We start from the raw sequence: 6189 nt of genomic DNA on the forward strand, positions 1-6189 counted from the left end.
AAGAGACATGAAGGCTGAGACCGGCGCGACAATACTTGTGGGAATCATGCCGCTTGTCAGCAGGCGAAATGCCTTGTTCATGAAAAATGAGATGGCGGGCATAGAGATCCCGGACGAGATCATAGAGAGATACAGTGAAAATGCCACAAGGCAGGAAGGCGAGGAGTGCGGCATACAGATCGCCAGAGATATACTTGAGTACACTTCGGATTTTGCAGATGGATATTACTTCTCGTTCCCATTCAACAGAGTACATATGCTGGCACATATCGTTGACTAAAATGTGAGTCAAGGTTATTATGGAATAAGCGGTGTTGCCGGGGAAAACAGGGATTCCGGAGCAGCGCTATATAGGAGAGGCGCTGTTATATATACAGTAGATAAAATACAGGATGCGCGGGTGCGCAGAAAGGAACAGACATGGATTACAATAGTTTAAGTCTTAAGATGCATGAGGAGCACAAGGGTAAGGTAGAGGTAGTGTCCAAGGTAGCAGTGAAGAACAGAGACGATCTGAGCACAGCTTACACACCGGGCGTTGCAGAGCCTTGCAGAAAGATCCGTGACAATAAGGCTGACGTATACAAATATACATGCAAGGGCAACATGGTTGCCGTGGTATCAGACGGAACAGCGGTTCTCGGCCTGGGAGATATAGGACCTGAGGCAGCTATACCTGTAATGGAAGGAAAGTCCATACTCTTCAAGGAGTTCGGCGGAGTTGACGCATTCCCTATCTGCCTTGACACAAAGGATGTGGATGAGATTGTTGAGACAGTAAAGCGCATTGCACCTGTATTTGGCGGAATCAATCTGGAGGATATATCAGCTCCAAGATGCTTCGAGATAGAGAAAAGACTTAAGGAAGAACTTGACATTCCTGTATTCCATGACGATCAGCATGGTACAGCTATCGTTGTGTCAGCAGGACTCATCAATGCGTTAAAGCTTGTCGGCAAGCCGTTTGACGAGGCAAATGTGGTTATCAACGGAGCGGGTTCTGCAGGTATATCAATATGTAGGCTTCTGCTTCAGCTCGGTATAGGCAATGTGGTTCTTGTGGACAGGCAGGGTGCTCTGTGTCCTGGACAGGACTGGATGAATCCGGCACAGGCAGAGATGGCAGAGATTACAAACAAGGACAGACAGACAGGTTCTCTTGCCGAGATAATGAAGGGTAAGGATGTATTTGTCGGAGTTTCAGCTCCAAATATCGTGACAGCAGAGATGGTTGCATCTATGGCAGCAGATCCTATAGTATTTGCCATGGCAAACCCTACACCTGAGATCATGCCTGAGGAAGCGGCAAAGGGCGGAGTAAGAGTAATGGCGACGGGCCGTTCGGATTATCCAAACCAGATTAATAACGTTCTAGTATTCCCGGGAATATTCAGAGGTGCCTTGGACGCCAAGGCAACAGGCATAACTGAAGAGATGAAGATGGCAGCAGCCAAGGCTATCGCATCCATTGTAACAGATGATGAGCTCAAGGAGGATTACATCATTCCTGGAGCATTTGACGAGAGAGTTGCTAAGGTGGTTGCCAAGGCTGTAGCTGACGAGGCAATAAAGCTTGGAATTACAAAATAAGAATAAAAATAAAGTTTTTCGAAATATTTAGTAAATAAGTGTACTAAAAATCGCATCTTATGTGGAAAGTCCGCATGGGATGCGGTTTTTTATTTTGCGATTTTATTGTAAAGTAATATTGTTGTCCGCGGGGACGGATAGGGAGGAGAAAAAATTGAACAGTGTTATTATTGGGCAGAGAATAAAGGATGCCCGCAAGTCTATGAACCTCACACAGAAGGAGCTGGGGTATCTTATCTATGCAGATGGCAAATATATAAGCCGTCTTGAAAATGGCGGAAGTCTGCCGAGCCTGAAGCGGCTGGTGCTGTTGTCGAGGGTGCTTAACCGCACATGTGATTATTTCATATGGGATATCGATGTGATGGAGGAGGATGTGACTCCGAGGGAGGAAATCGTTATCCGGGATGAACAGGAGCGGAAGCTTCTGCAGCTTTGGAGGGAGATATGCTGAAGATTGCTGTGTACAGTGAGGAGAAAGTAATGAGCCCGTTGTTGCAGGAGTACATGGGTATATGGCAGAGAGATGCGGGATGTGTGTGCGCTGTGAGATATTATGACAATGTGCATGCGATCATGGTCGACATGGATCTTGAAGGAATTTACGATGTAGTGGTGGTGTATCGTTCCTGGGATGTGGCCGATGTCTTGAAAAAAGACCGCAGGGTAGGTAGTCTCGTGATGATAGCAGCAGGAATAAACCGGAGATTGTATGATATCCAACCGTGTTATATTCTGTATGAACCTGTTAATGCGGCAAATTTCAAAAAGGTGATGACGATGGCGGTTGAGGGGAGCCGGGATGAGAGAAGATTCACATTTGTATCCGGAAGGGTGAGATACAGTGTAGATACCCGGAGCATAATGTATTTTGAAAGCGAACTGCGTCGCATAAATCTGGTCACAACGGAACAAAAATATGTTTTTTATGGAAGTATTGGCGAGATGGAAAAACGCATGAAGGTGGGCTACGGGGGATTTATCAGACCACATGAATCCTATCTTGTAAATCCGGATCATGTGAGCAGATGCACGGCTCATGAAATGATACTGACAAATGGTAAAAGTATACACATCAGCGCAACAAGACGCGCTGATGTGAAAAGATACTACAATGAACTGATCAATTGCTAGTTGTTAGAAGATCAAATATATCTGAGTAATTCTATGTTCAGTCTGCCCTTCCGGGTTGCGCTGCCTGTCTCGACAAATTCATATTTGCCATATCCACGTATTGAAAATACGTCGCCCGGTTTTAACTGGTAGCTGCTGTTTTCGTACAACCTGTTGTTTAGTGAAAATTTCTTTTCCCTGAACAACAGGGATGTGCTGCTTCTTGAAAGGCCTGTTATTGTGGCGGTCACTGCGTCAGCTCTTGCAGATGCTGCGATTATGTGCAGAGGTTCCTTTTTTATCTGTATCTCATCAGTATCCTGGGTGCTGCAAAAAGTACATTTTACATTTGTGTGCCTTATCTTTGTCAGATTTTCTGCGATATAATCGGCAACAGTGTCCACACAGAATATATAGGCATTGTTGTGTTTGCCAGAATGAGTGGATTCGGTGACCAGTATATCGCCCACCATCTCCCTCTCAATGCCAAGATTCATAAGTGCCCCAAGGAAATCCCTATGGTTCAGATCATCTGAGAATTTGTCCGAAACAGCGGAAACCTTCATGGTGCAGATGGGAAAAGCCGGTGCGTAGCCGCAGTCGGCTTCATTTCCAAAGACGATCATAACGCGGTCGCAGGATTCCCTGCCTCCAAAGATGGTATATCCTGCAAATGACAACTGTTCAAGATTGCTGTAAAATACTTCCATGTCTGCAGCACTCAGAAAATTAGTATATGTATATCTGTTCTGGCGGAAGGCGGCATTTGCCAGATCCTTTAACCGCCCCTTTAGAATATCGTTTTCATTCATAGCATGTCCTCCGAGATGATTGACTTCTTACTATTATATTACAACACTCCGATCTTCGCCAACAGTCAAACGAATTTGACAGCTTTGCACGATAATCTGAAATTTATTGTTGCGAAAAGTGATCATAATGAACAATAAACCGTTCAAACGTGAAAAAAACAATCATTTTGCATTCAAAAATCTTCTAAAAACTATTGAAATGCGCAACTGTTGATAAATTACCACAAAAAAAAGCCTTCGTTTTATAAATTTTTGCGTATTTACAATTTCAAAGTGTTTTGATAGTATATGGGCATAACAAGGAGATGAGTTGTGATCAACAAGCCTTCTGGTTATAAAAAAGACAATCACTTATATTTTGATAGACGGAGGGTTCCCTTAGCACGAAATTCGTAGAAATCCCTTTATACGATGTAATGTAACCCCATAACCCCAAACCCCAAAACATAGGAATCCTCCACTCCCCCCTTCTTAACAGCCTGTCGCATAAGCGACGGGCTGTTTTTATGTTCTGAAAAACAGGGGGGATTTAGAGTTTCATATTGGATGCGCTTATGGCGTTACCGAGTTCTGTGAGACTTTCCACGAAGGCTGCGTATTTGCATATGTCAGTCATCTTAGATTTTCTTTTGCTATTTCCGAGAATGCTATAGATATAATCTCTTGACTGGTCGATTATATATGTTGGCGTTGTGTCGTGCTCGTTGTTGAATAACATGGATTTGAAGTTCTGAAAAAAAGAATAAATTTCATAATCTATAGAATTGTCATTCCGCTGCATGTATTCGAGAAGCATATCGATATAGCGCAAAGCTGAGTGTACGTACAGGATAGAGTTTTCGTTTATGTACAGTACAGTTTCCGGCACAAAGAAAGATGGATGTGCGAAACCTTTTATGCTGTGCAGGGCTTCCATTTTCTGGGTGGCTGACTGGTTGAACGAGTAACGGTTTTTGTATTGTTCAATGATAGAGAGCGTGTCCGCTGAATTATTTTTTGCTATTACGCGCCGTCTCTCGTTGATGTACAGTTTTAACTCCAATAGAAGAAAATATATATCCGGGGATGAAAAACGCTGCGAGTTTTTGATATACGGAAATGAACCTGTCATTCTTCTGAAAAATGAGTCTGCTGTGGCATAATTGTTTATTATGCTGATGGCTGCATCTACATTGAAATTCTGGACAAATTCCCTGGTTGCGGGCTGATACACTGTCTCGTTGTCAATGCGGGATACATAGGAACTAAGAAAGATTATCTTCTCTTCTGCGGTGAGTTCGTATCCGTTGAGGTTACAATAATTGATGGCGGAACAGGGGGCATCGGTTTGTGTTTCGGCATTGTTTAAGTCTGTCATAATGATCTCCTTTGTTTTTGTATGGATAAAAATGTAGCACTTTAACGCGATAAGTGGTAGGATATTTATGGATACAAAATTGTACAATATGTATAAATGTATACAATGGAGGAGAGAGATGAATAGAAGGAGAACAAAAAAGGGGGCGTCGGATTCTACAGAAATGGTAGATACGATAGGCTTCAATATGCGGGATATCCGCAAAAACAGCAGATCTTCGAAGTATACGGTAAAGTATATGGTTGCGGAGATAAATGAGCTCCTGCCGGAGAATCATAAGATAACAGAAGGGATATATTACAAGTGGGAGAATGAGGAGAGGCTTCCGACAGCGCGGCACATTCCGGCTATAGCTAGTGTTCTCGGTGTGTCTGAGACTGCACTTTTTCACTGGCAGGGTATGAAGAATGGAACTGTCAACAGTAAATATAGTCAACTGGTTGAGAGCGTTAAAGCACTTGGAGATGACAAGACGGCTGATATAGCCTGGCTTGCATCGGGTTGGTCAGGTGACCTTAAAGCTCTGGTTGAATTTGACATGCTGTATGCAAGTCTGCCTGCGGAGGACAGACGGGATGTGGCATCTCTTGGAATAAGATTATATGATGTGTGCAGGAAAGAGGGCAGACTGAATCAGGATGTGCCATCTGTGGATTTCTCTTATTTGCAGCAGGCTCTCAGGGATCTGTGGGCATCAAAGTAAGATATAATTGCACAAATAAAAAAAATATCTTTGTTCTTTTTGACAAAATATCCAACTTGACATGGTAAAAATCAAAAAAATCTTGACTTGTGCACAAAAAAAGCTATGATAATATCAAGGGCAACCGATTGCGCATGGAGCGTTGCGCAAATGCGGAGATATGTGCTGAACAAAAGGAGACTTGAACATGGAGACAAAAGAGTCAGGCCAGAAGATGACCATTTCTGATGTGGCTGAGGCGTTAAATATATCTAAGACTACAGTATCGAGAGCGATTTCCGGAAAGGGAAGGATCGGTGCCGAGACAAGGCGGAGAGTTCTCGAGTATATAGAGGAGCATAATTATAAGCCAAGCGTTATAGCGAAGGGGCTGGCACAGTCAAAATCCTATAATATAGGATGGGTCATGCCGAGCGACTACAGCGTGGTGGATCTGCCGTTCTTTCAGAAGTGCCTGATGGGATTGCTGGAGATGGCTGCGCCAGTGGATTATGATGTGCTTGTGTGTACAGTGTCACCGGATGATATGAGCCAGTTGGAGAGAATTGTTGAGAATCATAAGGTGGATGGGGTTGTACTTGGAAGAACTCTTGTGAATGATGCCCCGGCAGAAT

Annotated in this window: 7 protein-coding genes and 1 pseudogene; 6 read left to right on the top strand and 2 right to left on the bottom strand. The window is 43.6% G+C overall.

The genetic code is table 11. From position 1 onward, the window contains the following. The 4 genes and pseudogenes from CCU_RS09915 to CCU_RS09930 all read left to right on the top strand — a co-directional run. Window positions 1-280, top strand: a pseudogene (locus CCU_RS09915) (bifunctional homocysteine S-methyltransferase/methylenetetrahydrofolate reductase); the annotation flags it as partial. Between the two features lie 140 nt (window positions 281-420). After that, window positions 421-1590: an NAD(P)-dependent malic enzyme gene (locus tag CCU_RS09920; RefSeq protein ID WP_015534544.1), complete on the top strand. Its 1170-nt coding sequence runs from the start codon at window positions 421-423 to the stop codon at window positions 1588-1590. A gap of 154 nt (window positions 1591-1744) precedes the next feature. After that, entirely contained in the window at window positions 1745-2044 is a 300-nt protein-coding gene (locus CCU_RS09925; RefSeq protein WP_022215971.1) for a helix-turn-helix domain-containing protein, read from the top strand. Next, window positions 2038-2724 carry a LytTR family transcriptional regulator DNA-binding domain-containing protein gene (locus CCU_RS09930; RefSeq protein ID WP_015534545.1) on the top strand — a complete coding sequence of 229 codons (687 nt, stop codon included), beginning with the start codon at window positions 2038-2040 and terminating at the stop codon, window positions 2722-2724. Before CCU_RS09925 ends, CCU_RS09930 begins: the two co-directional genes overlap by 7 nt. An 11-nt stretch (window positions 2725-2735) precedes the next feature. Here the strand turns inward: CCU_RS09930 and CCU_RS09935 are convergent, their stop codons facing one another. After that, window positions 2736-3515 (bottom strand): YlmH/Sll1252 family protein, encoded by a 780-nt coding sequence (locus CCU_RS09935; RefSeq protein WP_015534546.1) that lies wholly within the window; start codon window positions 3513-3515, stop codon window positions 2736-2738. Window positions 3516-4044: 529 nt separating this feature from the next. Further along, window positions 4045-4872 (bottom strand): hypothetical protein, encoded by an 828-nt coding sequence (locus CCU_RS09940; protein WP_015534547.1) that lies wholly within the window; start codon window positions 4870-4872, stop codon window positions 4045-4047. Between the two features lie 118 nt (window positions 4873-4990). Between CCU_RS09940 and CCU_RS09945 the strand changes: the two genes are divergently transcribed. Together CCU_RS09945 and CCU_RS09950 are read left to right on the top strand one after the other, a co-directional pair. Next, window positions 4991-5575, top strand: a complete 585-nt coding sequence (locus CCU_RS09945) for a transcriptional regulator (protein ID WP_015534548.1) — start codon at window positions 4991-4993, stop codon at window positions 5573-5575. 187 nt (window positions 5576-5762) lie between these two features. Continuing rightward, window positions 5763-6189 (top strand): LacI family DNA-binding transcriptional regulator (locus tag CCU_RS09950; protein WP_243440885.1); only part of this gene is annotated, 427 nt, incomplete at its 3' end.

It is taken from the genome of Coprococcus sp. ART55/1, from assembly GCF_000210595.1.
In the GTDB taxonomy this organism is placed as follows: Bacteria; Bacillota; Clostridia; order Lachnospirales; family Lachnospiraceae; genus Coprococcus; species Coprococcus aceti.

What these genes read in the sequence shown, in the direction of transcription:
- CCU_RS09920 (WP_015534544.1), top strand. Translation starts at nt 421, where the DNA reads ATGGATTACAATAGTTTAAGTCTTAAGATGCATGAGGAGCACAAGGGT.
- CCU_RS09930 (WP_015534545.1), top strand. Translation starts at nt 2,038, where the DNA reads ATGCTGAAGATTGCTGTGTACAGTGAGGAGAAAGTAATGAGCCCGTTG.
- CCU_RS09935 (WP_015534546.1), bottom strand. Translation starts at nt 3,515, where the DNA reads ATGAATGAAAACGATATTCTAAAGGGGCGGTTAAAGGATCTGGCAAAT.
- CCU_RS09940 (WP_015534547.1), bottom strand. Translation starts at nt 4,872, where the DNA reads ATGACAGACTTAAACAATGCCGAAACACAAACCGATGCCCCCTGTTCC.
- CCU_RS09945 (WP_015534548.1), top strand. Translation starts at nt 4,991, where the DNA reads ATGAATAGAAGGAGAACAAAAAAGGGGGCGTCGGATTCTACAGAAATG.